Annotated in this window: 13 protein-coding genes and 2 pseudogenes; 10 read left to right on the plus strand and 5 right to left on the minus strand. The window is 63.9% G+C overall.

All coding sequences use genetic code 11. From position 1 onward, the window contains the following. From EA187_RS21045 to EA187_RS05355, 4 genes and pseudogenes are all read right to left on the minus strand, one after another. Positions 1-672: pseudogene (locus tag EA187_RS21045) on the minus strand (ABC transporter permease); the annotation flags it as partial. 348 nt (positions 673-1,020) lie between these two features. Continuing rightward, positions 1,021-1,401, minus strand: a pseudogene (locus EA187_RS21050) (hypothetical protein); the annotation flags it as partial. Between the two features lie 10 nt (positions 1,402-1,411). Continuing rightward, positions 1,412-2,434 (minus strand): ABC transporter permease, encoded by a 1,023-nt coding sequence (locus EA187_RS05350; RefSeq protein WP_115602545.1) that lies wholly within the window; start codon positions 2,432-2,434, stop codon positions 1,412-1,414. 103 nt (positions 2,435-2,537) lie between these two features. Then, positions 2,538-4,250 (minus strand): peptide ABC transporter substrate-binding protein, encoded by a 1,713-nt coding sequence (locus EA187_RS05355; RefSeq protein WP_127779413.1) that lies wholly within the window; start codon positions 4,248-4,250, stop codon positions 2,538-2,540. A 972-nt stretch (positions 4,251-5,222) separates the two neighbouring features. On the opposite strand from EA187_RS05355, the gene EA187_RS05360 reads away from it, so the two are divergent. The 5 genes from EA187_RS05360 to galE all read left to right on the plus strand — a co-directional run bounded on the left by EA187_RS05360 (position 5,223) and on the right by galE (position 11,784). Then, a complete protein-coding gene (locus EA187_RS05360) occupies positions 5,223-6,737 on the plus strand; it encodes a M16 family metallopeptidase (RefSeq protein WP_115602543.1) in 1,515 nt (504 codons plus the stop codon). After that, positions 6,737-8,296, plus strand: coding sequence for a M16 family metallopeptidase (locus tag EA187_RS05365; RefSeq protein ID WP_127779414.1), 1,560 nt, complete (start codon positions 6,737-6,739; stop codon positions 8,294-8,296). Before EA187_RS05360 ends, EA187_RS05365 begins: the two co-directional genes overlap by 1 nt. Before the next feature lie 93 nt (positions 8,297-8,389). Beyond that, positions 8,390-9,664, plus strand: coding sequence for a glycosyltransferase family 4 protein (locus EA187_RS05370; protein WP_164856023.1), 1,275 nt, complete (start codon positions 8,390-8,392; stop codon positions 9,662-9,664). Between the two features lie 12 nt (positions 9,665-9,676). Then, positions 9,677-10,810: a hypothetical protein gene (locus EA187_RS05375; RefSeq protein WP_127779416.1), complete on the plus strand. Its 1,134-nt coding sequence runs from the start codon at positions 9,677-9,679 to the stop codon at positions 10,808-10,810. Further along, complete coding sequence (gene galE / locus EA187_RS05380) at positions 10,807-11,784, plus strand: UDP-glucose 4-epimerase GalE (protein WP_127779417.1); 978 nt, start codon at positions 10,807-10,809, stop codon at positions 11,782-11,784. The genes EA187_RS05375 and galE overlap by 4 nt, the downstream gene beginning before the upstream one ends. 85 nt (positions 11,785-11,869) lie before the next feature. On the opposite strand, the gene EA187_RS05385 is transcribed toward galE, so the two are convergent. Then, complete coding sequence (locus EA187_RS05385) at positions 11,870-13,105, minus strand: glycosyltransferase (RefSeq protein ID WP_127779418.1); 1,236 nt, start codon at positions 13,103-13,105, stop codon at positions 11,870-11,872. 283 nt (positions 13,106-13,388) lie between these two features. Between EA187_RS05385 and EA187_RS05390 the strand changes: the two genes are divergently transcribed. The 5 genes from EA187_RS05390 to EA187_RS05410 all read left to right on the plus strand — a co-directional run bounded on the left by EA187_RS05390 (position 13,389) and on the right by EA187_RS05410 (position 25,802). Further along, complete coding sequence (locus EA187_RS05390) at positions 13,389-14,006, plus strand: P-loop NTPase family protein (RefSeq protein ID WP_115602537.1); 618 nt, start codon at positions 13,389-13,391, stop codon at positions 14,004-14,006. Then, positions 13,984-15,432 carry a Y-family DNA polymerase gene (locus EA187_RS05395; protein ID WP_127779419.1) on the plus strand — a complete coding sequence of 483 codons (1,449 nt, stop codon included), beginning with the start codon at positions 13,984-13,986 and terminating at the stop codon, positions 15,430-15,432. Before EA187_RS05390 ends, EA187_RS05395 begins: the two co-directional genes overlap by 23 nt. Positions 15,433-15,447: 15 nt before the next feature. After that, complete coding sequence (locus EA187_RS05400) at positions 15,448-18,543, plus strand: error-prone DNA polymerase (protein ID WP_127779420.1); 3,096 nt, start codon at positions 15,448-15,450, stop codon at positions 18,541-18,543. Positions 18,544-18,899: 356 nt separating this feature from the next. Next, entirely contained in the window at positions 18,900-22,547 is a 3,648-nt protein-coding gene (locus EA187_RS05405) for an amidohydrolase family protein (RefSeq protein ID WP_164856024.1), read from the plus strand. A 327-nt stretch (positions 22,548-22,874) separates the two neighbouring features. Then, on the plus strand, positions 22,875-25,802 hold the full coding sequence (locus tag EA187_RS05410; RefSeq protein ID WP_127779422.1) for a sensor domain-containing protein: 2,928 nt from the start codon (positions 22,875-22,877) through the stop codon (positions 25,800-25,802). Positions 25,803-25,876: the final 74 nt, after the last annotated feature.

Genomic DNA, 25,876 nt, shown 5'->3' on the forward strand with positions numbered 1-25,876 from the left:
TCAGTCCTTGCGCAACTGCGGGTCGAGCGCATCACGCAGCCCGTCCCCTACGAAGTTCAAGCTCAAGAGGGTGATCGCCAGCGCCGCCCCCGGATAAATGATCAGCCAGGGGGCCGTCTCCATCAGCTGGCGGCCTTCGCTGGCCAACGCCCCCCAGGAGGTCATCGGCGCCTGCACGCCCAGCCCCAGAAAGGAGAGGAAGGCCTCTTCGAGCATCACCGCCGGCACCGTCAGCGTGGCGTACACGATGATCGGCCCCAGTGCGTTGGGGATCAGGTGGCGGAAGATGATGTTGAATTTGGAGACCCCGATGGTCTGGGCGGCCTCGACAAACTCCTGGCCTTTGAGGCTGATGACCTGCCCGCGCACAATGCGCGCCATGGTCAGCCACTGCACCGCGCCCAGCGCGATGAAGAGCAGGAAGATGTTCTGGCCAAAGACCACCATCAAGAGGATGACCAGGAACATAAAGGGCAGCCCGTACATGATGTCGACGACGCGCATCATCAGGTTGTCGACCTTGCCGCCGACAAAGCCCGCGGTCGCCCCGTAGCTCACGCCGATCACAAAGGAGACGAAGGTCGCCAGAAGCCCCACCGCCAGCGAGATGCGCGCCCCGAAGAGCATGCGGCTAAGCAAGTCACGCCCGAGCTGGTCGGTGCCCAGCCAGTTGCGCTGCGGCCGGGGAAGCCCCTCGAACTGCTCGGGGGTGATATAGCCCTGCCCTTGCGTATCCATGCGCGCCAGGATGTCTCGGGCCTCCCCACGGCTGACGATGTCGACCAGGCGGCCGGCGTCTTCAAAGTGCAGTAGGCCCGCCTCATCGGCATCACAGGCGAAGACATCGGGGTGGTCGATCGGCGCCATATTGCGCTTGATCGAGGACCACTGCCGGCACGCCGGAATGAACTCGGTGGGCGATGGCATCGAGAAGGGAGCCGCGGCGTATTCGTCGTAGTTGAGCGCCCCGTCGCCATCGCGGTCGATACGCTCAAACTCCCAGGTTTTGTACGCCAGCTCGATCTCATCGGCGTCGACGCGGCCATCGCCGTTGGCGTCGATCTTCTCAAAGGACCACACCTCTTTGCTCAGCCGCCCGTAGTGGGTCGAGGGCACGCTGTAGGCTCCCGGGGGGCGAGGCACCACGTAGCTGTGCTGCTCCTCCTGGGTAAAGCGCGTGCCGTACTTCACAAAGAGAGGGTAGAAGATGGCGAAGCTCGCCATGATCGTCACAACAACCAGCCCGCCCATCGCCGCGCGGTTCTTCTTGAGCCGGCGAAAGGCGTCTTTCCAGAGGCTTGTGCCTTCCACCAGCTCGTCTGTGGGCGGCCGGGGATTGGGGGCTGCGGAGGCAGGACGCACATCGCCATCACTGCCTGTGGGGGGAAGATTTGCCGTCATAATTGCTCTCTCAGTCGTCGTAGCTGACCCGCGGGTCGAGCACCGTGTAGAGGATGTCGACGACCAGGTTCAAAACCACCAGCAGCGAGGAGTAGAGGATGATCGTACCCAGCACCAGGTTGTAGTCGCGGTTGAGCGCCGAGCGCACAAAGTGGGTGCCTACGCCGGGAAGGTTAAAGATCTCCTCGACCACCACCGAGCCCGTCAGAAGCGCAGCAAAGGCCGGTCCCAGGTAGCTGACCACCGGCAAGAGCGCGCCCTTGAGCGCATGGCGAAGGACCACAATCTGCTCGGTGAGCCCCTTGGCCCGGGCGGTGCGGATGTAGTCCTTACGGATCACCTCCAGCATGCCCCCGCGGGTCAGGCGCGCGATGTACGCCGCGTAGAAAAGCCCCAGTGTGATCGAGGGCAGCACGCTATCGGACCAGCTCTCCCAGCCCACCGCGGTGAACCACCCCAGTTTTAGCGAGAAGAGCATGATCAGAAGCGGCCCGAGCACGAAGTTCGGGATGCTCACCCCGACCATCGCCACCGTCATCACCCCGTAGTCCGGGAGCGTGTTCTGGCGCAGCCCGGCAATCAGCCCGGCGGGAACGCCGATCAGAAGCGCGATCAAGAGCGCCTGAATGCCCAGCTGAATCGTGTAAGGAAGCGCTGCTCCCAGCGTCTCAAGCACCGTCCGGTCCGTGACCATGGAGCCGCCCAGACTGCCCTGGAGCAACGTGGCCACGTAGATCGTGTACTGCGTCTCGCTCCACTCCGAGAGGGGCAAGACCTCGATCGGGCCGAGCACCAGACTTCCGGCCGACTCCCAGTACTGGCAGCCCTCCAGAGGAGTGAGCGGCGGGGGGCTATGCACCGGAAAGATCGGGCGATCGAGCGCGTGCTCTTTGATGCAGGCGCAGGCGTTAGCCTCGCGCTCCTGCAGACAGGGATTACTGGGGGCCTGGCGGGTGATCCACAGCGAGAGGGTGATGATGATCAAAATCACCACCACCGAGCTGAGGAGGCGCCGGATGATAAAGCGGGTCACTGCACTCTCCGCGTTCGTCCAGGGGGGGAGCGCCCGACCGGGACGGTCGGGCGCTCAAAAAAGCGGGCCGCATCTCCGGGGCGCAACGCACCCCGCAAACGGGTTACTCGGTGGCTTCAGCCGCCGGGGCCTCCGGCAGACTCATATACTTCAGGAGGTGAATGTCGCGGTTATGGGGCTCGAAGCCTTCCAGGAAGCGCGAAACCAGCACGTTGTTCGTGTAGTAGTAGACCGGAATCACCGGGCCACGCTCCAGCACAATCGCCTCGGCCCGTGCCAGAAGTTTCAAACGCTGGGCCGGGTCGCGCTCGGCGCGAGCCTGGTTCAGCAGCGCATCATACTCCTCATCGCTCCAGCCGGTGTTGTTGTTGCCGTTGCCCGTCTCCCACATGTCCAGAAAGGTCATCGGGTCGTTGTAGTCGCCGATCCAGCCGGCCCGGGCGATCTCGTAGTTCATCGAGGAGACGTCCTGCAGGTAGGTGCGCCACTCCTTGTTCACGAGCTGAATGTCGATGCCAAGGTTGCGCTTCCACATCGACTGCACCGCCTCGGCGATGAGCTTGTGGTTCTCGTCGACATTGTAGAGGAGCTGAATGCGCGGGAAGCCTTCACCCTCGGGGTAACCCGCCTCCGCCAGCAGCGCTTTGGCCCGGGCCACATCATAGGTGATGCCCTCGCCGGGAGCCTCATAGCCGGGTAGCCCCTGCGGCACGAAGTGGTTGGCCACGGTGAAGAGGTTGTTCATCGTGTCTTCGACAAGCGAGCGACTATCCACCGACATCGCCAGCGCCTGGCGCACGCGGTTGTCGGTCAGCGGGCTCTCCTCGTCGGTGACGTTGATGCGGTAGTAGTAGGTGCCCAGCATCGGCTCTTGCAGGTAGTCCGGGTGGGTCAGAAGCCCCGTGATCTGCGCCACAGGCAGGCTCGTCCCGCTCCAGTGCAACTCGCCGGTGCGGTAGGCGTTCACCGCGGCGTTGGTGTCCTGGATGATGCGAATGCGCGCCTGGTCGAGCGCCACGTTGGCCTTATCCCAGTAGTTCTCGCTCTTCTTGAGCAAGAGATCCTGCTGCTCGCGGTAGCTCTCCAGCTCGTAGGGACCGTTGGTGATGATGTTCTCGGGACGCGTCCAGTCGTTGCCCTTCTCGTCGACGAGATCCATGGGGACCGGGAAGAAGGTGTAGAAGGCCACGAGCTCCGGGAAATAGGGGGTGGGCTGAGTCAGCGTCACCTCCAGGGTGCGGTCGTCAATCACCTTGACGCCGACCTCGCTCCATTCGGTGATTTCACCCTTGGAGAAGGCCTCGGCGTTCTGAATCACCCACATAAAGCTCTGGTAGTCACTGGGGAAGTCGGGGGTAAGCACCCGACGCCAGGAGCGCTCAAAGTCGCCGGCGGTCACGGCCTTGCCGTTGGACCATTTGGCGTCTTCGCGCAGCTTAAAGGTGTAGGTACGCCCGTCTTCGCTCAGTTCATAGGACTCGGCCACACCCGGCACCACAAGCTCACTGGCGTCGTCGAGCTCTTCGGTGGTCGGTCCCGGCATCATCAGACCTTCGAAGAGGTTAAAGGCGATGCGTCCCTCCGGCGCGCCGCTCATACGGCCCGGATCAAGGGTCTGGGGGTCGGCGGCCACCGCGAAGGTGAACATATCGGCCTCGGAGCCGGCCACAAATTCGGCCTGACCGCCTTTGCTCTGCCCCTGGCCGCCGGTGGTGGGCTGCTTCTTGTCGCAGCCCCACACGCTCAACGCCATCGCCCCCACCAGCGCACCTGCCAGCGCGCGCTTGCCCATCGTCTTTGCGGAAATCATCACCATCGTATCAACCTCAGCGCCATTGCGATTTGACTGAATTTTCTCTCAGTTAAGCGGGCTTGGTTGTACTGGCTGGGGGGCTCGGGTGTCAATCCGGCGGTGTGGGTGGTGGTGGGAGCCATGTAACTCAGAGTGGGGTCGAGGCGGTGTCCGAGGCCTCCATCTCTCATTTTATGCGAGCCTGAGGGCTCGACCACGCCAACCTGTCACACTCAGCCCCCCCCTGCTGGCGATGCCCGGTCAAAACCACCCCATCCGGATGGGGGGCCAGAGCATCGACTATGCCAACATGTCACACTCAGCCCCCCCTTTTCCGATGGCATGTCGCAAAATACCACATCCGATGGGGGGTCGAAGGTGATGCCTTATCGGAAAACACCCATCCGATGGGGGGTCGAGGCGGTGTCCGAGGCCTCCGGCTCTCATGTTACGCGAGCCTGAGGCCTCGACTATGCCAACGTGTCACACTCAGCCCCCCCTGCTGGCGATTCCCGGTCCCCCACCCCCCATCCGGATGGGGGGGCAGAGCATCGGCTGTGCCAACGTGTCACACTCAGCCCCCCCGCTGGCGATGCACGGTCAAAACCACCCCATCCGGATGGGGGGTCAGGGCATTGACCGTGCCAATCTGTCACACTCAGCCCCCCCCTTTTCCGATGGCATGTCGCAGAATGCCACATCCGATGGGGGGTCGAAGACGACGCCCGATGTTTTTGCGTCGTGTTTTGGCGGGTTCGGGGGGATGAACGATGGCCTGCACCTGTGTTTCGAGCCGGGGAATCGTCAGAACGCCCTTGCCGCAGGACCTGGCGAGCCGAAGCTCTGGCGGGTTCTTCGCCCGCAGGGCGGCCCGGTTGGCAGCCTCCCTTTTCTGGTGATAGACCTGCAGCCCTGTTGGTAGTGCCTCGATGGTGCGCCCTGGTGGCGCATGAGAATTGAGTAAACGTATTCGAATACCTCGAAGATGGAGATGGCATGACCTCGTACTCGATGGCCTCTGCCCCCTGGCGCGCCGCGCTCGTTGCGGCCGGCGCGCTGGCGCTGAGCGTGCTTCCGCCGGTGGCTTCCCCTGCCCTGGCGCAGGACGCATCCAACCCCGGAGCCCAGGGCACGGTTGAGGCCGGCGACCTGATGGAGCGTCGCACTCTGGAGAACGGTCTGGATGTGATCGTGATCCCCGACCCCACCCTGCCGATCATTACGATTGAGCTGACGGTAAAGAACGGCGCGTACACCGAGACCGATGAGCTCAACGGTTTGAGCCACCTCTACGAGCATATGTTCTTTAAGGGCAATGCGGTCATTCCCAACCAGGAGGCGTATCTGGAGCGGATGCGCGAGCTGGGGATCGTGTTCAACGGCACGACCAGCAGCGAGCGGGTCAACTACTTCTTTACGCTGCCGGCGGCCAACCTCACCCCCGGTCTGCAGTTTATGTACGACGCCACCACCTCCCCGAACTTTGATGAGGCGGAGTTTGAGCGGGAGAAGCAGGTCGTGCTTGGTGAGGCCGATCGGGCCGAGTCGAGCCCCTACTACTGGCTCAACCGCGGGGTGGAGCAGCTCCTGTGGCACGCCTACCCGGCGCGCAAAGACCCGCTGGGCTCGCGTGAGGCGATCGTCAACGCCACCGTCGCGCAGATGCGACGCATGAAGGAGCTCTACTATGTGCCCAACAACTCGGTGGTGATGGTCGCCGGCGATGTGCAGCCCGAAGCGGCGTTTGAGGCGGTTGAGGCCGTGTTCGGCCAGTGGGAGCGCGCCGAAGATCCCTTCACGATTGAGCCCGTCCCGCCCCACCCTCCTCTTGAGGGCGATGGCTACGTGGTGGTGGAGCGCGAGGTGCAGATGCCGGTCTTCCAGTTCAACTGGCATGGCCCCTCGGTGGGCGAGGACCCGGTGGGCACACACGCCGCCGACGTGCTCAGCTATATCCTGAGCCAGCCCACCAGCCGCTTTTATAAAGCGCTGGTCGACAGCCAGCTCACCCTGGGAGCCTCAAAGAGCTATTACACCCAGGCCTTTACCGGTCCGATCAGCCTGACGGCGCAGGCTCTTCCCGAGAACTTCTACGCGGCGATGGAGGCGGCGCTTATCGAGGTGTCGCGCTTTGCCGACCCGGATTATTTCACCGATGAGCAGCTGGAGGCGGCCAAGACCATTCTGGCCGTTCAGGAGATCTACGGTCGCGAGCAGACCAGCTCCTTTGCCCACACCGTGACCTTCTGGTGGGCGGTGGCCGGGCTGGACTATTACCGCAGCTACATCAGGGACCTGGAGGCGGTGACCCGCGATGATATTGCCGACTACGTACGAACCTACATCCTGGATCAACCCATGGTCGTCGGCGCGCTGGCAAGCCCGGCACAGGTCGAGAGCCTGGGGCTGAGCGAGGAGCGCCTCCAGGAGGTCGTCGAGAGCGCACGCGCTCGGCTGGAAAACCAAACGAGCGACGCCGGCGATGCTGCCAAGAGCGAAGGAGGTCAGTGATGTTGAATACTTCAAACCTTTGGATGCGCTCGTGTCTCGCGCTTGGCGCGGCGACCGTCTTTGCGGCCTGCTCCGGCGGCGCCTCCACCCCGGATAAGGCACCGAGCGAGATGGCACGTTCCATCGCCGACGCCGATCGCCCCATTCCCGCGCTGCGTGAGCTGCGCTTCATCGAAGGTACCCCCGAGATCACCGAGCTGGAGTCCAGCGAGACGGTGCGTGTGACGCAGATCGGCGCGCTCAAGGTGATCCACCGTATCACCCCGGCCAACCAGGTTGTGGTGGCTCGGCTGATCACCGAGGGGGGGCAGGCCAGCCTCACCGAGGGCATCGCCGGCATTGAGCGCCTCTCGCTGGGTGTGGCCGCCGGCGGCGGAACGATGTCGACGCCCAAAGACGCCTTCAACGCCCGACTCGATAGCGTGGGCGCCTCGGTGGGCTCCTTCGCCGGCGCGGACTACTCCGGGATGTCGATGCGCTCGGTGGTCGAACATTTTGACACGACCTGGGAGCTCTTCACCCAGGCGGTGCTCGAGCCGGCCTTCCCCGAGGAGGAGGTCGAGCTGCAGCGCACCCGTCAGATCGCGTCGATTGAGAGCATCAAAGACGATCCGGATGCGCTGGTCGGCGAGGCGGTGAGCGACCTGTATTTCCGCAACCATGCGTATGAAAATCGCCAGATCGGTACGGTGGACTCGGTCAGCGCGCTGACCGCCGAAGAGCTCAAGGCCTGGCAGCGCGGCCTGCTTGAGCCGGAGCGCATGCTGCTGGTGGTGGTGGGCAACATCGACCACGATCACCTGGTCGAGCGCGTCGCTGAAAGCTTTGGGCGCCTGGCACCCGCGGGCAGCGAAGCGCCGGGGGTGGCCGAGATCGAACACACCGAGCCCGCCCTGGAGGTGATCGAGCAGGAGCTTCCCACCAACTACATCATGGGCTACTTCGAGGCACCGGCGCTCAGCGAGGCGGACTACCCGGCGATGCTCCTGGCCACCCGCTACCTTCGAGATCGCCTCTTTGAGGAGGTCCGCACCCGTCGCAACCTCACCTACGCGGTGTCGGCCGGGATGGCCTCACGCAAAGAGAATTTTGGTTACCTCTACGTGACGGCCACCGACCCTGCGACCACCCTGCCGGTGATGTTTACGGAGGTGGAGCGTCTGCAAAACGAGCCGGTCAGCGATGAGGCACTTGAGAAGATCCGCAACGTCTTTCTGACCAGCCACTACATGAGCCTGCAGACCAACGCGAGCCAGGCCGGCATGCTGGCCGACCATGAACTCCTCGGTGGGGGTTGGCAGGAAGCCGACGCCTTCCTTGATGCCATCAACGCGGTAACCCCGGCCGATATCCAGCGTGTGGCCCGGACCTACATGGCCGACTACCAGTTTGCTGTGGTTGGCAATCCCGAGGCGGTCCCCGGTGAGCTCTTTGGCGTGGAGAAAGGCGCCGTGGAAGAGGGTAAGACGGAGGAGGTGGTGGGCGAAGAAGCCCGAGAGGCTTCCTCGCCAGATACGTCGGAGGAAGAGACTCCGGCCGAGGCCCGTCCCCAACCCTGATGTGACACTTTAACGATGAGCGCCACCCCTGCCGATGTCGGGGGTGGCGCTCTTTTTTGCCCCCTCCTTCACGACCTTTGCTGCGTTGTTGCCATGCCCCTCTCTTCTCCTGCTTCTCTTGCCCTGGAACTGCGCCGACGCATGCCTCTGGGCCTTGATGCGCCGACCTCCGCCGAGGTGCTTATCGACGCCACCGCGCTGGATACCGGCCATCGTGACCGCGGCATTGGCCGCTACGTTCACGGCCTGATTCAGGCCATGGGAGCGTTGGAGCGCTCGCCAGAGGCCGCCCTTCTGAGGCTGCATCCCGACGCCTCTCCCCTGCCCCGGAAGGTCGACGTTAAGGCCCAGGGGCCCTCCGACGCGGCCATCGACTCCCCCTTTCCGACCTGGACGCTGCGCCGCCCCCGCACCACCCACCTCGGGCGCTTTTTGCTCAACGAGCTCCGACTGGCCCGGGAGCTTCGTCGCTGTGGCGCGAAGCTCTACCACGCCACCGAGCCGTGGTCGGCACCGGTGGGCCCGGGCTTTAAGACGGTGATCACCTGTCACGATCTGATTCCGCTGCAGTTCCCCGAACATTATATGGGCAAGGGCCATCGCTACTGGCAGGTGTATCACCACTACATGGGGCTGCGAGATCGCTGGCGAGCACTCGACCACATCATCGCCATCAGCGAGGCCACGGCTACTGAGCTCAAGCAACGCTTTAACGTACCTGACGAGCGTATCACGGTGGTGCCCAATGGCATCGATCACGGCCATTTCAAGCCAGCTTCGCCAGTCGCCATCGATGAGCTCAAGCAACGCTTTAACTTAAAAAGCCCCTTTGCGCTCTACCTCGGCGGCTACGATTTTCGAAAAAACACTGAGCTTTTGATTCGTGCGCTGGCGCAGCTTTCCTCCTCCACCGAGCTCACGCTGGTGTTGGCGGGCGGGGTCGACGCACAGATGCGGGCGGCGCACGACGCGCTGGCGAAAAAACTGGGTCAGGCGCACCGGCTGCGCTGGCTCGGCTTTGTCGACGATCGCGATCTCCCGGCGCTCTACGGCGCGGCGGACTTTTTTGTGTACCCCTCCCTGGCCGAAGGGTTCGGGTTGCAGGCGCTGGAGGCGATGGCGTGTGGCTGTCCGGTGATCGCCAGCGACCGCTCCAGCCTGCCGGAGGTGGTGGGCGATGCGGCGCTGCTGGCCAACCCGGGCTCGGCCTACGGGTGGGGCGAGTCGATGAGCGCGCTCTTGAAAGACACGCCACTTCGCGAGAGGCTGCGCGAGGCCGGGCTAAAGCGCGCGCAGGATTTCTCCTGGGAGCGCTGCGCCCGAGAGACCGCCGCGGTCTATGAGCGCCTGCTGGCCTCCACCTTCTGAGCTTTTTAGACGATGACATCTTCTTCGACGATGGCGCTTCCCTCCGAAGCCCGGGTGGCCTTTGTGGCCGACCAGTTTGCCGACGCCCCGCGCACCCCTGATGAGCCCTATCCCGGGGGCGCTGAGCTCACCGACGCCGCGGCCCTGGAGGCCGCTCCGATGCCGGTCACCTGCCTGCGCAGCGCCGAGCTTAAGCCCGAGCAGGTCCGCACATTTGATCTTCTGATTTTAGGAAACACCGAGGCCCTGGGAGCGGCCCAGGTGCAGGCGCTGGCCGCCCACGGCCGCCACGTGCTCTTTGAGCATGATTTGAGACTCTGCCGCTGGCGCGGCAATTTTCCCTCCGCTCCCGACCGAATGCACCGCCTCGGGGCGACGTGCACCTGCCCCCATCCCGCGGCCCATACCCTTTTTGACTCCGCGCTGGGCGCGATCTTTTTGACCGAGAGCCAGCGCCGTCACTACGCCAAAAACCCCTACTACAAGGGTGTCCCTTACGCGGTCCTGGGCAGCTCTCTGATGAACCGATCGTTTTTCGCCGAGGTGGATCGCCGAAGGGCGGAGGGTAACACGGAGCGCGAGCATCGGGTCACGGTCTGCTATTCGGGCTCGGCGTCCAAAGGCTTTGAAGAGGCACGGGCGTTTTGCCGTGAGCATGGCGAGGAGCCCTTTGTGATTCGCCACCTCCGCCCCGAAGAGGTGCTGGAGGTGCTGGCGAACTCCAAAAACTTCGTCTACCTGCCCCAGGCGTTTGAAGCCGCCGGGCGTTTGCCCCTGGAGGCGCGTTTTCTGGGCGCGCACGTGATCACCAACCGCGTCACGGGCATCGCACAGGAACCCTGGTGGCAGCTCGACGATGAAGGGGCGCTGGAGCATGTGCGCGACGCACCGGAGCGCTTCTGGGAACAGGTAGCGCGTTTTTACCATCGTCCGGCGCGCGCCGCTCGACCCGCAGAAACGCTGGCCTCTCTCTCGCTAAAAAGCGCGACTCGCCGCCCCCTTGCCACCGTACTTGCAGCGGGCCGTGCCGCCCTGGAAGCCTCCCCCCTCTACCCTAACCTGGGCCGCGCTGCGCAGACTCTGGCGCGTGCAGAAGCACATCATCAGCGCGTGCTGGCCCCCCTGGAATCTCTGGAGCTTGTATGACCATGCTCGTCACCGGCGGCGCCGGCTATATCGGAAGTCACGTGGCCTGGGCGCTTATCGACGCTGGCCATCAGGTCATCATCCTCGACAACCTCTCCACCGGTGTGCGCGAGAACATTCCGCCCTCGGCCAGGCTCATCGAGGGCGATGTGGGCGACGCGGCGCTGCTGAAGCGGCTCTTTTCGGAACACGCCATCGAGGCTGTTCTGCATTTTGCCGGAAGCATCGTGGTGCCCGAGTCGGTCGAAAACCCGCTCAAATATTATGACAACAACACCGCCCGCACTCGCACTCTGATCGAAGAGGCGGTGCTCGCCAGGGTACCCCGCTTTATTTTCTCATCGACCGCCGCGGTCTACGGATCCCCTGACGAACTCCCGGTCACCGAGAGCTCGCCGGCGCAGCCCATCAACCCCTACGGGCGCTCCAAGCTGATGACGGAGTGGATGCTCAAAGACGTCAGCGAAGCCCACCCCTTGAACTTCGTGGCGCTGCGCTATTTCAATGTGGCCGGGGCCGATCCGGCCGGGCGCACCGGACAGTCCACCCCCCAGGCCACGCATCTGATCAAGGTGACCTGCCAGCTGGCCAGCGGCCAGCGTGACGCGATGGCCATCTTTGGCACCGACTACCCCACTGCCGACGGCACCTGCGTCCGCGATTACATCCACGTCAGCGATCTGGCCGATGCCCATCTGCGCGCGCTTGACTACCTGGCTGAAGGACACCCCAGCGCGATCTTCAACTGCGGTTATGGCCACGGCTACTCGGTTCGCGAGGTGATCGGGGCGGTGGAGAAGGTCGCCGGCACCTCGCTCAACGTGCGTGAAGAAGCTCGGCGCGCCGGAGACCCCGCCGAGCTCATCTCCGACCCCACCCGGCTTCGAGAGGCCACCGGCTGGACGCCCCGCTACGACGACCTGGAGCTGATCGTCAAAAGTGCCCTGGACTGGGAAGCCAAAACCTCCCCCTGATCTTTTCAACCAGAACACACGAGCGACGTTGGGGTGGGGAGGGGGCCTGAGGGCTTTTTGCTCAGACACGCACCTCCCCACGACGTCAGCCGGCGGTGAGGGCTTCGAGGCGATCCCTCAAGCGATCGTTGAGCTTTTCGATCGAGAACTCCGCCTCGACGATCGCGCGCCCCTGCTGGCCGATCGCCTGCCAGAGGTCGGGATCTTCAAGCAGCGCTTCAAGATTTTGAGCCAGACCCTCCACGTCGCGCTCCTCGACGATGAGGCCGGACTCCTGATGGCGCACAAGCTCCGGGATGCCGCTATGGCGCGTGCTCAAGACGGGCATGCCCGTGGCCAGCCCCTCCATCAACACGACCGGCAGCCCCTCTTTATCGCCGTTTTTCGCGGTGACGCTGGGGGTGAGCAGAATGTGATGATCGAGGAGGAGCTCAATAATCTCATCCTGATGTTTCCAGCCCAAAAACTGAACCGAGTCGCCCAGTCCCAGCTCCTGAGCCCGGGCCTGGAGCTCGTCGCTTAAAGGCCCGTCGCCGGCGATATGGTAGCGCGCGCTCGGGAAGCGCTCGCGGACTCGCGCGAAGGCCTCCAGCCCGTAGGCGATGCCCTTCTTCTCGACCAGGCGCCCGATGGTCAGCAGGCGAACCTCACCATCGGCGCCGGGACGGCGCACCTTGAACTCAAAACGGGTGGTGTCGATACCCATCCGGTGCACGGCGATCTTCTCGGGGGGCGCGCCAAGCTCAATGAGCCTTTCTTGCCAGTGTTCGCTGATCGGCAGGAGAAGCTCCGCGCCTTGAAAAAGCTCGCGGTAGACGCCGGGGCCGCGCTCTATAGGGAAGACGCTCATGTCGTAGCCGTGAAAGAAGACGGCCAGTTTGCCTCGCAGAGCGCCCATCTCTCGCAACATCTGGCACTCGCGGCCCAGGTTGCCGAAGTGGCAGAGCACCACATCGAAAGGCTCAAGGCGGCTTAAGTGCGCGGCCTTGACCATCAGCGAGGCCGAGAGTTTTTCGTCGTGGCGGCGCGCGGCCCCCACCCCTTTGAAAAGCCCCGGGAGCAGGCGGCGTTTTTTGGTGCGCAAAAGCGCACGCACACCGTCGAGGGCCTGTTCGGCAGCCGGGCGGCCGTGTCGCGTCCAGTACACGGTGCGTTCCATCAGGCCGTAGCGCGCCACATCCGGGTGCACCTTCTCGGCGCGGGCGGGGGGATCGGCCAGGATCGTCACATCGCAGCCTCGATCGATGAGGCCGGTGATCTGGTTGAGTACAAAGGTCTGACTTAAGGCCGGGAACTGCCCGGTGACAATGGCAACGCGCATACAGGCTCCTGGGTGAATCGCCAGCGCCTACCTACCAACCCGGCCGTCGCCAGCAAAGCCCAAAGCGGGGGCTTTTTGGGAGATCCGGCGATCGCCGCAGCAACAAAGGGCGAGCCTGGGGGACGCGATCTTTTTGCGGAAAAGACTTTGCCAGGCAACTGAAAGCACCTACAGTTACTGAACACCTGTATCGCACCTTCAGGTGATGGACGTATGCCTTCTTCGGCATGTTTGCTGCCGTGTTTTTCGCTGATGCAATACCTGGAATGAATGAGGTCGTGTGATGGCCAGCCTGATATCGCTTCCACATATTCAACGCGCCACCGAGCTGGAGCGCCGTGAGTCTGAGGCGCGCTGGGATTTAAGTACGCTGAAGGGAAAACTCAGCGAGTTGAGCGGACAAAGTGCCGCCGGGGTCTCGGTAGCGCTGCGCCTGATCGCCCAGACGCAACGGGGCGGCGAGCCTGCGGCGTGGATCGGTTCGACCTCTCGTCTTTTTTATCCGCCGGATGCGGTGGGCTGGGGCATCGACTGGGAGGCCCTGCCGATCATCGGGCTGGGCGACGCAAGGCAGGCGGCGCGGGCCGCCGATAAGTTGCTGCGCAGCGGGGCGTTCGGGCTGGTCGTCGTCGATCTTCCCCCCCGCGCCTTTGTGCCCGCTCCTCTTTTAGGCCGGCTGATGCACCTGGCCGAAACGCACAGGAGCGCGCTGCTCTTTCTAACGCAAAAGCCCTCCACCGAGGATTCCTTAAGCTCGCTTATTGCGCTGCGCGCTCAGGCCAGCTGGGCCAGTGTTGACGCGCGCCAGCTGCGCGCGCAGCTCGACATCATCAAAGACAAACGACGCGGCCCCGGCCACCAGCATCTTGAGGATTACCATGGACCGCTGGGCCTGCATTAACGCCGCCGACTTTGCGCTGCAGGTCTTGTTGCGCACGCACCCACAGTGGCGCCAGGAGCCGGCCGCGCTTCTCGATCGTGACCATCCTCAGGGGAAGCTCGTCGGGCTAAATATGGCCGCACGTCAGGCCGGGCTGCACTCCGGGATGCGCTACGGGGAGGCGCTGGCGCTGCTCCCTGCGCTGCGCGCCGGGACCATCGCACACGAAGAGGTCGAGGCGGTAGCCGACGCCATCGCCCGCGTGCTTTGCGACTACGCCCCCCAGGTGGAGCGCCACGAGGAGATCGCCGGTCTTTTCTGGCTCAACGCTTCGGGACTGAGCAAGCTCTATCCGAGTTGGCGGCTGTGGGCCGAGCCCCTGCGCAATCGTTTGAAGGAACGTTTTGAGATCCGGGTTACCCTGGTGGTGGGGTTTCGAAGAGCGCTGACCTACGTGATTGCGCGGACATCGCGAAGCTCCGGGGCTTTTGACACCCCGGAGGCCGAGATTCTGGCGGCGAGAGAGGCCCCGTTGAGCGAGCTCGACTTAAGCCGCTCCGACCGCGAGCTTCTGGCGCATCTCAACCTGCGCACCCTCTCCGACCTTCTTGCTTTGCCGGCACGTGGCCTGAAGCGGCGCTTAAGCCCTGCGCTGGTGGAACTCTACCACCAGGCTCGCGGCGATCGGGAGCTTCCCATCCGCCCCTTTCGCATCGAGGAGCCCACCCGGGCCTCGCAACACCTCGACTACGCCGAGCGCGACACCCATCGCCTGCTTTTTTTGATCAAGGGGCATCTCCATCCGCTGCTGCAGCGTCTGGAGCAAGCCAACGACAAGCTCGTCGCGCTCGAGCTGCATTTTGAATTGGAGCGCCACCCCGCGCTCACCGAGCGGGTTGAGCCCGCCCAACCCACCCTTGACGCGCTGACCCTATCGGACCTGATTCGCCTTCAACTTGAGCGGCTGGAGCTTCCCGCCGGGGTGACTCAGGTCACATTGACCGCGCATAGCGAGAAGGCGCGCAGCGAGCAGCTTCGTCTTTTTATGGGAAGTGACGAGCCGGCTGCGCGTGACATGGATGCTGCCAATCGCGCGCTGGCCCGCCTGCGCGCGCAGTTTGGCGTGGAGGCGGTCCAGCGCGTGCGGCTGCGGCAGGCCCACCTGCCGGAGGGGCGCTTTCTTCTCGAACCTTTTGATGCGCTGCCCCTGCCCACCGCCTCGGCACTTAGCGTCTCTCAAGCGGTACGTCGCTTCTACCCCACTCCACTGCGTCTCCGCGGCCTGCCACAGGCCCGCAAGCGCGAAGGCCCCCACACCATCTGTGGCGGCTGGTGGGTACGCGAGCTCCACCGTGACTACCACCTCATCGCCACCCACGATCATCGCTTGCTCTGGGTCTTCTACGATCACCGACGCCACCGCTGGTACGTGCACGCCGAGTTCTAAACCCGCTCTTTCGCCATGACCTACATCCCCCTCTTCAACAAATCCAACAGCTCTTTTCTCGAAGGGGCAAGCCACCCTGAGGAGCTCGTTGAGCAATGCGCCGAGTTCGGCCTGAGCGCCCTGGCGATCTGCGACCGCGACGGGGTCTACGGAGCGGTGCGCGCGTTTCAGCGTGCCCAACAGCTCAACCTCAAGCTCATTGTCGGATCGCAAGTCACCATCAACGACGGCACCTCCATCGTCCTCCTGGCCCAGACGCGTCGGGGCTACGCCAACCTCGGCGCGCTGATCACCCGCGGACGGCTCCGCTGCGAAAAAGGCAAGAGCCAGGTCAGCTGGCAGGAGGTCGCCGATCACGCCGAAGACCTCATCGCGCTGTGGGGCGGCCCAGAAAGCCTGCTCTGGCAAAGCGAGCTGCCCGACGCCACAGCTTTCTTGCTCGGCGAGGCCTTTGGCGATCGCCTTTACGCCCTGATCACCCGTCATCAGACCGAAGATGAGCAGGCCCGCGAGCCCCTCATCCTCGCCCGGGCTGAACGCTACGGCCTGAGCTGCGTTGGTGCCACCGAGGTGCTCTACCATCACCCCGTTCGCCGCCCCCTCCAGGACATTCTGACCTGCATCCGTCACACCACCGAGCTCTCCCGAGCCGGCAACCTTTTACGCCCCAACGCTCTCTACACGTTGACCCCTCAGGCCGATCTGGCGCGGCGCTTCGCCGACCGCCCCGACCTCCTTGAGCGCACCCTGGAGATCGCCCACCGCTGCACCTTCAGCATGGGCGAGCTGCGCTATTCCTATCCCATCGAAGAGCTCCCCGAAAACCACACCCCCGACTCCTGGCTGCGCGCGCTCACGCTGAAAGGCGCGCGCCAGCGCTACGATGGCATCATCCCTAAAGAGGTCCTCACCCAGGTCGAGCGCGAGCTGGGCATCATCGCACAGCTCCACTACGCCGGTTACTTTCTGACGATGAAAGAGATCGTCGAGTTCTGTCGCTCCCACAACATCCTCTGCCAGGGGCGCGGTTCGGCAGCCAACTCCGCGGTCTGCTTCTGCCTGGGAATCACCGCTGTCGACCCGGTGCGTATGGGCCTTCTCTTTGAGCGCTTCATCTCTCCGGAGCGCGCCGAGCCTCCCGACATCGATCTGGATATCGCCCATGAGCGCCGCGAAGAAGTCATCCAACACGTCTACACCCGCTACGGCCGCCAGCGCGCGGCGATGGTCGCCAACGTCATTCGCTACCGCCCCCGCTCGGCGGTTCGCGATGTTGGCAAAGCCCTCGGACTGCCGGAGGCTCTCGTCGACAGGCTCGCCCGCCTCCTCGGCCACCGCGGCCAGCTCGGCACCGAGACCTGGGAGCAGGCCGAGCTCGACCCTACCCTCCCTTTGCACCGCCACCTGGAAACACTCACCAACGCCATCCTCGACTTCCCCCGCCATCTCTCCATCCACCCCGGCGGTTTTATCCTGGCCGAAGAGCTCGTCAGCGATCTTGTCCCGGTCGAAAACGCTTCCATGGAAGACCGCACCGTCATCCAGTGGGATAAATACGATGTGGAGGCCCTCGGGCTCTTTAAAGTCGACCTCCTGGGCCTGGGCGCGCTCACCATGATCGACCGCGCTTTCAAACTTCTGGAGCACTATCACCAGCGCTACCTCGACCTGGCCTCGATCCCCACCGAAGATCCGGCCACCTTTGACATGATCTGCCGCGGCGACACCCTGGGCGTCTTCCAGATCGAGAGCCGCGCCCAGATGGCCATGCTCCCTCGCCTCAAACCCCGCACCTATTATGATCTTGTGATCGAGATCAGCCTGGTGCGCCCCGGCCCCATCACCGGTGATATGGTCCACCCCTACCTGCGTCGCCGCCAGGGACTTGAGCCCGTCGACTACCCCCACGAAAGCCTGGTGCCGGTGCTCGAGCGCACGCTCGGAATCCCCCTCTTTCAAGAACAGGTCATGAAACTTGCCATCGCCGCCGCCGACTACACCCCGGGCGAAGCGGACCAGCTTCGTCGCGACATGGCCGCCTGGAAGCAACATGGCCGCATCGAGCGCCACCGCGAACGTCTCATCACTCGTATGATCCAAAAAGGCATTGAGCCCGACTTCGCCGAACGCGTGTTTAGCCAGATCCAGGGCTTTGCCGACTACGGCTTCCCCGAGAGCCACGCCGCAAGTTTCGCCCTTCTGGCCTACGCAACCTCCTGGCTGCGCTGCCACCACCCGGTGGTCTTCGCCGCCGCGCTGCTCAACGCTCAGCCCATGGGCTTTTACAGCCCCTCCACCATCGTCGAAGACGCGCGCCGCCGCGGCGTAGAGGTTCGCCCCATCGATGTTCACCTCTCCGAATGGGACTGCACCCTGGAGCCCACCGACACCCCGCCTTTCGACTTTGCGCTGCGCATGGGACTTCGCCAGCTGCGCGGCTTCTCTCGCCAGGCCGCCGAACGCCTCATGGAGACCCGACGTGACCGGCACTTTAAGAGCGTCGACGATCTGATGCGCCGCGCCGACCTTAGCGCCAACGACCACCAACGCCTGGCCCGCGCCGGCGCCCTCTCCTCCATCGGGGTCACTCGTCGTCAGGCCCTCTGGGAGATCACCGGCCGCCCCACAGAACTCGATACCCTCTCACTGCCGATCGACCTTCGCGATCCCGCCCCCACCTTCAAGCAGCTTAGCCGCCTGGAAGCCATTGAATGGGATCACCGCTCCTCCTTTCACAGCACCCGCGGACATCCCCTCCAGGAGCTACGCCCCCTGCTCACGGCCCAGAACCTTCCCAGCGCCGAGCAACTGAGCGACCTGCCGCACAAAACGCGCACCCACTTTGCCGCCCTGGTCATCTGCCGTCAGCGCCCCTCCACCGCCTCCGGCGTCGTCTTTATGACCCTCGAAGACGAGACCGGTCTGGCTAACATCATCATCTATCCCCGCGTCTTCGAGCGCTTCGCTGTCCTCGCCAGAACCACTCCCTTTATCGGCATCTCCGGCACCATTCAGCACGAACAGGGCGTTACCCACCTGATCGCCGATCAGCTCTGGCGCCCTCGCCTGGAGAGCGGCCCTCCCAAAGTCCGATCGCGTGATTTCCACTGATCGCATCGCCTCTGCCCTACCTCGCGGCAAGCTATCGTCGCCCTCTGGCCAGCTCCGTTGAGAGCGACATCAACGATAGCTTCCGGCGTAATAACCCCGACGCCCTCCCCTTGATCCTTCGACTTCAACTCGCTAAAAGGCACTCCGCAGGCTGTACCCCGGCCTCCATCCCACCCCTTACCCTTCTCTAAAGTTCACACAGCCGTGACAGCAAAAGCCCCCCGCTTGCGCTACACACCCCCCGTCCACCTGCGAGCCAGTCGCGCTCCCTGATATGAACTCCAGCTGAGATTTCGCTACTTTAACATCAGCAAAACGCGTCGCCCTACGGAATGACTCACTTGAGGTATCTCCCCATGTCGCATGCCCGGTCCGTACGCTCACCGCTGCTCTTTCCTCTCACGCTGCTGCTCGCAGCCTCACTGGCCCTTGGTGCCTGTGGCGACGATCCCGAACCCGAGGATCGCCCCGACGTCGAAACCGACGCAGGCCCCGACGCCGATGTCGGCCCGGACGCTGACGTCGAGCCCGATCCTGACGCCGACGTCGATCCAGACGTCGACCCCACCGATCCTCCCGAAGGCGCCATCGCCTGCGACGAGCCCATGCCCGCTCCTCCTGCTGGTGAGCGCTGCGTCGTCATCCCCGGAAGCTCCGACAACATCTTGATCCGCGGCACCATCCTGGCCGGCGACGAAATCTACCACGAGGGCTCCCTGCTCCTCGATGATCAGAGCCCCAACCGCCAGATCACCTGTTCGGGCTGCGGCTGCGCCGACGAGCCCGAAGCTCAAGACGCCACGATCATCTCCTGCCCCACCGGCGTCATCTCCCCCGGGCTTATCAACCCCCACGATCACATCACCTACTCCCTCTCTCGCCCCCAGCCCCACGGCGAAGAGCGTTTCGATCACCGCCACGACTGGCGCCGCGGACTTCGCGGACACGATCAAATCAACACCAGCCCCGGCTCCGACAACAGCCACGAGGGCATCCTCTACGGCGAGTTGCGCATGCTCTTCGGCGGCGCCACCAGCATCGTCGGGTCGGTGGGCAGCGGCAATGCCGACGGCATGTTGCGCAACCTCGACAACACCAGCTTCACCGAGGGATTAAGCGGTGTGGACGTCCTCTACCGCACCTTCCCCCTGGGCGATTCCAACGGCACGCTGCGCGCCTCCGGTTGCGACTACCCCTCCATCGACAATGAGAGCCGCCTCAGCGCCGGCACCTACCTGCCGCACCTCTCCGAAGGCATCGATCCGGAGGCCCAGAATGAGTTCCGCTGCCTCTCCGGTGCCTCCGGAAGCGATCTCATCCAGGACAACACCGCCATCATTCACGGCATCGGCCTCTCGACCCGAGACGTCGCCCTGATGGCCCAGCGCGGCGCCACCCTTGTCTGGTCAGCACGTACCAACATCGACCTCTACGGCAACACCGCCCAGGCCCCCCTCTTCAAGAAGTTCGGTGTCCCCATCACCCTGGGCACTGACTGGTCCGCCAGCGGGTCGATGAACATGCTCCGCGAGCTGCAATGCGCCGACTACCTCAACCGCCTCTACTTCGATGAAACCTTCACCGAACAAGAGCTCTGGGAGATGGTCACCGCCAACGCCGCCGACGCCATGAACGCCGGTGATCAGATCGGCCGCCTCCAGGAAGGCTACATCGCCGACATCACCATCTTCGACGGAACCGACCGCCTCCCCTACCGCTCGGTCATCGACGCCGAAATCGCCGACATCGTGCTCGTCATGCGCGGTGGCGAGCCCCTCTACGGTGACGCCGCGCTCATCGAAGAGCTCGTCGAGAGCGCCGAACTCGACGGATGCGAGATGCTTGACGTCTGCGAACGCGGCCGCCGCCTCTGCGTCGAACTCGACGCCGGTAAGTCCTTGAGCGACATCCGCTCGGCGGTCAGCTCCAACGCCTACGAGCTTTTCTTCTGCGGCGAGCCCGAAGACGAGCCCAGCTGCATGCCCTTCCGCCCCAACGAATACACCGGGCTCAGCGATACCACCGACACCTCCGGCGACGGCGTCCCCGACGCCGTCGACAACTGCCCGGCCTTCTTCAACCCCATACGCCCCATGGACGGCTCGACCCAGGCCGATACCAACGGCAACGGCCTCGGCGACATCTGCGACCCCTGTCCCTTAAGCGAAGATCCGAGCTGCACCGGTGTCGACCCCAACGACCTCGACGGCGACGGCGAAGCCAACGACACCGACAACTGCCCGGTTCACTACAACCCCGGCCAGGAGAACACCTCCGGCGATGAGTTCGGCGACGCCTGCAGCCCCTGCCCCGGCACGTTCCTTGGCGACGGCGCAGCCTGCCCCGGCTCCATCTACGACCTCAAAGACGGCAGCACCGCCCCCGGTGCCCTTGCTACCTTCGAAGGTGTCATCGTCACGGCAGTAGCCGAGGGTGAGAGCTTCTTTGTGCAGGTCGACCCCAACAACACCAATGACTACGAAGGTGCCGAGTTCAGCGGCATCTACGTCTACAACCGCGGCGGCAGCGTCCAGCCCCGGGTTGGCGATCTCATCAACCTTACCGGTTCCACCTCGCTCTTCTTCGGCCAGGTCCAGGTCGCCAACGTCGCAACTATCGAAGTCCTCGAGAGCGACTACCCGCTTCCCGCTCCCGTCGTCGTGAACCCGGCCGATATCGCCAACGATGGCTCGCTTCAAGAGGCCCTCGAAGGCGTGCTCGTCCGCGTCGAGAACGTCACCGTCACCGACAACGCTCCGGATGCAGGCCCCGGCCAGGGAAGCAACGATTTTGAGTTCGTGATCGACAGCCAGGTCCGCGTCAACAACCTCATCTACACGATCGATCCCAAGCCTGAGGTCGGCGAGGAGTTCGCCAGCATCACCGGCGTACTTCGCTGGGCCAACGAAAACTCCAAGATCGAACCTCGCTCCGAGTTTGATGTCATCTCCGGCCCGCCCTACCTGGCCACCCTTGAGCCCTCACCCCTCTTCGTCTCGGCCGACGCTGGCGTCACCACCACGGTGACCATCTCGCTTAACCGGGCCGCGGAGGCCGACACCACCGTCGCTCTGAGCTACGCGCCGGCGGGCATTGTCTCCGGCCCGCCCAGCGTCGTCATCGAGGCTGGCCAGCTCTCGGTTGATGTGGAACTCAGCTCCTCGACCCCCGACGCCGAGACGACCCTTAGCGCAACGCTTAATGAGGTCACCCTCAGCTCTTCGCTCTTCACCTACAACAGCGCGAGCGCCCGCCAGCTCGAGTCCTTCTCGGCCTCCACCGAGACGGCCTTCATCGGCGACCAGGTGCAATTTGAACTCGCGCTCAACATCCCGGCCGACGCTGCTGGCGAGACGGTAAGCATTAACCTGCTCCCCGAAACCTCCACGCTGACCTTCCCGGCCAACATCACCGTCAACGAGGGTGAACGCAGCGCCAGCTTCTCACTGACCTTCGATGAAGGCGCTGGCGACTACACCGTGGAAGTCTCCCTTGGTGGCGACACCCTCATGGTTCCGGTCTCCATCGCCGAGGCCCCCAGCGAACTCTCGGAGTCTTTTGACAACTTCAACGGACCCGGCAACACCTACGGTTCCGGTAGCTTTGCAGCCGACGCCGGATTTACCTGGAACTACACCGGTGGGCGTCTGGTCGATGACTCCACCCAATCTGATTATGCCATCGACGGCACCGGCCTGATGTTCGGCGGCAGCGGCGACAAGTCGCTCACCGCCCAGGGCATCGAAGGCGGCATCAGCTCGATTCGCTTCGATATGAAGAAAGCCTTCACCGGCGGTGCCAACCGTCAGGTCGAGGTCTTCGTCAACGGCGCCTCCATCGGAACCTCCCAGGTCTTTGGCAACGTCAGCGGTGCCGACCCGACCATCGTTGAGTTCTTCGTCGAAAACATCAACGTCGCCGGCGCTTTCGACCTGGAGATTCGCTCCATCGCCGGCGGTCAGGTCACCATCGACAACCTCGTCTGGACGGCCTACCTGCCCTGAACACCACACCGGCCCGCCATCAGGCGGGCCGGTGCTACCCACAGCTTAAACCTACCCGAAAGGGCCGCGCATACATCGCGCGGCCTTTTTTATTCCCAACTCTCGAAAGAAAGTTGCATCACGCTCACTTCAGCGCTAAGAACCTCTCGGCGGTCCGCTGTTTCCAAACTCGATGGGATACCACTCATCGCTATGACCTGAATTGCTCCCGACCGCTCTAATTTGCGATGGTGTTGACTGTGTAAACCCGGCCCTCGCCGGGTTTTTTTGATCGAGCCTCCATCCACGCTGCTCTTGTAAGTTGACCGCACAGCAGATCTTCTTGCTATGCTGAAGTCGTCTTTTGAAACTACCCTCACAGGCCCCTCCCCGATGAACGCCCACGATCACGCGCGCCCATCTGATCCGCGATCCTCACGCGATCCGCGCGCTACCGGTCGCCTGAGCGCGCTGACCTCGCCCACCGAGTTCGTCAGCCCTCCCCCTCCTCGTGAGTCATCTCGAAGGTTCAATCGCCGCCTGGCCCTTGCCTATATTCTGCTCGCGGCCCTCTGGATTCTCGTAAGCGATTCGCTGGTCAACGCCCTCTTTACCGCCCCCGCCTCCCGCGAACTCGCACAGACCCTGAAAGGCCTCTTCTTTATCATCTCCAGCGGGCTGCTTCTCTACGTGTTGTTGCGCCATCACCTCGCCGCACTCTACTCGGTAGAACGTCAGCTTGTGACCCGCGACGCTCATATTGGCCGCATCATCGACACAATGGCCAACGGCGTCGCGCTCATCGATCTTCAGGGCGCGCTCGTCGACGTAAACCCCGCCCTTTGCCGCCTGCTTCACCAACCCGCCAGCGCGCTCCTCGGCACATCCCTGGGCCCACTGAACCACCTTGACAGCCGCGAGCCCCTGGCCCTGGACCACGCACTTACGCGGGCTCGCTCCAATGGCAGCTTCGCCGCCGAACTCGCCTATCCCATCCATCACGAGCATCACGTCGAAGTCCACCTCACGCTCGCCCCCCTCTTTGATGATGATGGCCAACTTACCGGCTATGTCGCCGACTTCCTCAACATCGGAGACGTCCGCCGCGCTGAGGCGCATCTCGAAGGCATCGGCGCCGTCATTGAAGAGCTGGCCAGCGAGAGCGACATCACCACACTCGGCGACAAAGCGCTTCGTGCCGCCTCCGAACTCACCGAATTCGAGCTCGGCGAGATCGCCCTCTGCACCCCCGACGCTTCGACCCTGAGCATCATATGGAACCGCGGCTTGCCCCGCGAAGACGACGCCTCCGCAAACCTCGACTTCGCAGCGGATCTCGTGGAGAGCGGCACCCTGACCTCTCGCCACTTCCCCGACATCTCCGATTACTACCGTGACCAGGGCGTAGGCCGCGTTGCCGGCGTCCCCATCGTGCGCGACGAAAAGCCCTGCGGAGCGCTCATCATCGCCACGCGCGACGCTCAACGCCAACTCTCTCCGCGCCACATCACAATGCTCAACGCCGTGGCTCGCCAGCTCGGCGTCGCGCTGCACCGCCACGCCCTCCTACTGGAAGCGCGAACCTCGGAGGCCCGCTTTCGCGATGTCATCGACACCGTGCCGGACATCCTCTACCGCACAAGCCTTCCCGACTTCGCCACCACCTTCATCAGCCCGGCCACCGAGCGCCTGCTCGGCTACCCCGCCCGCGCCTTCTACGAAGACACCCAGCTCTGGCGTTCCCGCATTCACCCCGACGATCGTGACGTCATCACCCGCACCATCGAGCACGCCATCGCGCGTGATGAGACCTACGTTGTGCGCTACCGCAGCATCCATCGCAACGATGAACGCACCCGCTGGTTCGAAGACCGCGGTCACGTCGAACGCGACGCCGACCACACCCCGGTGGCCATCACCGGCGTCATCTCAGATATCACCGCTCAGAAGATCGCCCAGGACCGCCTCACCTTCCTGGCCTACAACGACAGCCTCACCACACTTCCCAACCGTCACGGCCTCATCGAAGCCATCGAGGCCCATATCCTCCAACACCCCGATGCCAGCGCCGCTCTCTTCTACGTCGACCTGGACCGCTTCCACCTGGTCAACGACATCCTCGGCCATGACGCTGGCGATGCCCTGCTCCTCGACGCCCGCGACCGCCTGCAATCCCTGATGCCCCCCGATGCCATCCTCGCCAGAATCGGCGCCGATGAGTTTGTCGTCTTTATGCCCTCCCCTCAGATTGACTCGCTGGAATCTCACGCCCACACCATCCAGAGCGCATTCAGTCGCCCCTTCAGCATCAAAGGCCAGGACTCTTTTTTGAGCGCCAGCATCGGCATCGCCGCTTTCCCCCGCGACGCCACCGACGCCACCACCCTGCTCAAACAGGCCCATCGCGCCCTCTCTCACGCCAAAGACATCGGCCCGGCAAACTTCTCCCTGTACGCCGGTGAGCTCGCCGAGCGCCAGCAACGCCGCCTCGCGCTGCAATCCCAACTCCATGGTGCCGTGGAACGCGGCGAGATTCGCGTCGCCTACCAGCCCATCATCGATCTTCATAGCGGCCGTATTACCGGTGCCGAAGCCCTCCTGCGCTGGACCAATGCCGAAGGCCACACCATCTCCCCGGCTGAGTTCATCCCGGCGGCCGAAGAGTCCGGCCTGATCGTACCGCTGGGCGACTGGGTCCTTGAGCGCGTCTGCCAACAAATCGCGCAGTGGCAACACGACGGCCTCGACGTCTCGGTCGCCGTCAACCTCTCGCCACTCCAATTTCTACGCAGCGACATCGTCGAACGTATTCTCGCCGCGCTCTCCAATGCGCGCATCCCGGCGGAGCGCCTCGCCCTCGAACTCACAGAATCGGCCATCCTTGCCGATCCGGAGCACACCGCCCGCGTCGTGCGCCGGCTTCGCGATCACGGCCTGCGCGTTGCCATCGACGACTTCGGCACTGGCTACTCCTCGCTGGAGCGCCTCAAACAACTCCCGGTCCAGACCCTCAAGATCGACCGCTCCTTCGTCAAAGACCTCCCCGGCGACGAGCGCGATGCCAGCATCGTGCGCTCCATCGTCACCCTCTCCCAGAGCTTTGCCATGCACGCCCTGGCCGAGGGCATCGAGACCCGGGAACAGTGGCGCCTCTTACGCACGATGGGCTGCCATTACGGCCAGGGCTTCTACTTCAGCCCGGCGATCTCGCCCGAAGCCCTCTTTCAAAAGGCCACCTCCCCTCCGGCCTGGCTTCAGCAGACCGAGCCCCTCTAACTTCCTCATTTTTAGGGCGATCCCCGGCTCAACAAGGTTTTACGCGAACCTCATCGCCGCCTTGACCGGCGACA

It is taken from the genome of Lujinxingia sediminis, from assembly GCF_004005565.1.
GTDB classification, from domain to species: Bacteria; Myxococcota_A; Bradymonadia; order Bradymonadales; family Bradymonadaceae; genus Lujinxingia; species Lujinxingia sediminis.

Bases quoted from the DNA above. Each gene is read 5' to 3' on its own strand.
- EA187_RS05355 (WP_127779413.1), bottom strand. From the start codon at position 4,250: ATGGTGATGATTTCCGCAAAGACGATGGGCAAGCGCGCGCTGGCAGGT.
- EA187_RS05360 (WP_115602543.1), top strand. From the start codon at position 5,223: ATGACCTCGTACTCGATGGCCTCTGCCCCCTGGCGCGCCGCGCTCGTT.
- EA187_RS05365 (WP_127779414.1), top strand. From the start codon at position 6,737: ATGTTGAATACTTCAAACCTTTGGATGCGCTCGTGTCTCGCGCTTGGC.
- EA187_RS05370 (WP_164856023.1), top strand. From the start codon at position 8,390: ATGCCCCTCTCTTCTCCTGCTTCTCTTGCCCTGGAACTGCGCCGACGC.
- EA187_RS05375 (WP_127779416.1), top strand. From the start codon at position 9,677: ATGACATCTTCTTCGACGATGGCGCTTCCCTCCGAAGCCCGGGTGGCC.
- galE (WP_127779417.1), top strand. From the start codon at position 10,807: ATGACCATGCTCGTCACCGGCGGCGCCGGCTATATCGGAAGTCACGTG.
- EA187_RS05385 (WP_127779418.1), bottom strand. From the start codon at position 13,105: ATGCGCGTTGCCATTGTCACCGGGCAGTTCCCGGCCTTAAGTCAGACC.
- EA187_RS05390 (WP_115602537.1), top strand. From the start codon at position 13,389: ATGGCCAGCCTGATATCGCTTCCACATATTCAACGCGCCACCGAGCTG.
- EA187_RS05395 (WP_127779419.1), top strand. From the start codon at position 13,984: ATGGACCGCTGGGCCTGCATTAACGCCGCCGACTTTGCGCTGCAGGTC.
- EA187_RS05400 (WP_127779420.1), top strand. From the start codon at position 15,448: ATGACCTACATCCCCCTCTTCAACAAATCCAACAGCTCTTTTCTCGAA.
- EA187_RS05405 (WP_164856024.1), top strand. From the start codon at position 18,900: ATGTCGCATGCCCGGTCCGTACGCTCACCGCTGCTCTTTCCTCTCACG.
- EA187_RS05410 (WP_127779422.1), top strand. From the start codon at position 22,875: ATGCTGAAGTCGTCTTTTGAAACTACCCTCACAGGCCCCTCCCCGATG.